At 71.0% G+C, this 2018-nt stretch carries 2 protein-coding genes; both read right to left on the reverse strand.

The window, feature by feature from the left end:
- Positions 1-1134, reverse strand: a 1134-nt coding sequence (locus N878_RS18905) for a pyridoxal phosphate-dependent aminotransferase (protein ID WP_021445143.1), incomplete at its 3' end; no start/stop codon positions are given.
- Between the two features lie 19 nt (positions 1135-1153).
- The coding region (locus N878_RS18910) for a thiamine pyrophosphate-dependent enzyme (protein WP_021445144.1) at positions 1154-2018 on the reverse strand (865 nt) is incomplete at its 5' end.

Raw genomic sequence — 2018 nt, forward strand, 5'->3', positions numbered from 1 at the left:
GGCCTCGGCCAGCGGCGCGCTGCCGAGCACCAGGCCGACGCGGATATGCCCGGCGGCGCTGGGGCCGAAGGCCTCGCCGGCCAGCACCGAGACGCCGTGGCGATCCAGCAGGCGTTCGGCGAAAGCCTGGGCGGACAGGCCGGTGGCGCGGATATCGACCATCACGAACATGCCGCCGTCCGGCTTCAGGGCGCGCAGGCCGGAGCAATCTTGCAGCGTCGCGCAGACCAGGTCGCGGCGCTGGCGATAGGCCTCGCGCATCGCGTCAAGCTCCGGCAGCTCGGCCGCCAGGGCCATGCAGGCGGCGTCCTGGATAAAGTCCGGCAGGCCGTAGAGCATGCACAGGGCGAGGTTCTCCAGATGTTCGGCCAGCTGCCGCGGCGCCACCACCCAGCCCAGGCGCCAGCCGCTCATGGCGTGGGACTTGGACAGGCTGTTGAGCGTCGCGGTGCGCTCGGCCATGCCCGGCAGGCTGGCCGGGCTGATGTGCTCGCCCTCGAACAGCAGCTCGCTGTACACCTCATCGGAGATCAGCCACAGGTCGTGGTCGATGCACAGGCCGGCGATGGCCTCCCAGGTGGCCCGCGGCAGGCTGGCGCCGGAGGGGTTGTGCGGGCTGTTCAGCGCCAGGGCGCGGGTGCGCGGGGTGATGGCGGCGGCGACATCGGCGGCCTGCAGGCGAAAGCCGTACTCGGCGCGTAGCGGCACCGGCACCACCTTGGCCCCGCAGGCGCCGAACACCGCCTCGTAGGTGACGTACATCGGCTCCGGCACTATCACCTCGTCGCCGGCATCGAGCAGGCACTGGGCCACGCTGAACAGGCCGCACTGGGCGCCGGGCAGCACCACCACCTGCTCGGCGTCCACCGTCTGGCCGCTGCGGGCGCCATGGCGGGCGGCGATACGCTGGCGCAGTTCGCGCTTGCCGCGCACCTCGGCGTAGTGGGTGTGGCCGGCCAGTAGGCTGTCGATGGCGGCCTGGACGATGGGCGGCGGGGTATCGAAATCCGGGTCGCCCACCGACAGCAGGATGATGTCTTCGCCGCGCGCCTGGCGCTCCAGGGCGCGGTAGTGGATGGTCCAGGCGGCGGCGCCGTCACCGGCGATACGTTGGGTCAGTTGCGAATAGCGCATGGCAATCTCCTTCCCCGCCTTACTGGGCGCAGGCGTGCTTGAGTTCGATCAGGGTCACGCCGGGGTGGGCGAAGCCGGCCACCAGGCCTTCCTGCAGTTCGTCCAGGCTCTGCGGCTGGCGCACCGCGCAGCCAAAGGCGCGGCCCAGGCCGGCGAAGTCCGGGTTGCGCGGCAGCACGCCGATGGGCTCGATATCCAGGCCGAGCATGTCGTCGCGGATCTGCCCCAGGGCATCGTTGTTCCACAGCAGCACCACCAGCGGGCTGTCCAGCTCCTCCACGGCGGTGGCCAGCTCCTGGGCGGTGTAGAGAAAGCCGCCGTCACCCACCAGCACCAGCCCCGGACGCTGTGGCGCGCCGAGCTTGGCGCCAATGCCGGCGGGCAGGCCGTAACCCAGGGTGCCGTAGCCGGTGGGGTGCAGCCAGCTGCGCGGGGCGCGGCTGGGGAACAGGTAGTTGCCGCTGTAGGCCAGCTGGGTCATATCGGTGCTGATAAAGGCATCGGCCGGCAGCGCCTTGGCGATGCGTTCGAGAATCCCCTGGTGGATACGCTGCAAGGGTCCCTGGCTACCCTGGATCGCCGCCTTGAGGCTGGCCACCGCGTCCATCGCCGCTGCCGGGTCGCGCGCGGTTTCCGGCAGCCGCTCCAGCAGGGCTTGCAGGCTAAGCCGGGCATCGCCACGCAGGGCCACGCTGCAGGGGTAGAAGTCGTTGAACTTGCGCGGGTCGATATCGAGTCGGATCAGCTCGCCGGACAGCGGCAGACGCTCGCGCCAGAAGTCGGTGTCGGCCAGCTCGCTGCCCACCGCCAGGACCAGATCGGCCTGCTCGATCAGCTGCCAGCCGGGCTCCACGCACAGGCTGGCGCCGGCATGCAGCGGCGCC

The organism is Pseudomonas sp. EGD-AK9 (genome assembly GCF_000465935.2).
Classification (GTDB): domain Bacteria; phylum Pseudomonadota; class Gammaproteobacteria; order Pseudomonadales; family Pseudomonadaceae; genus Aquipseudomonas.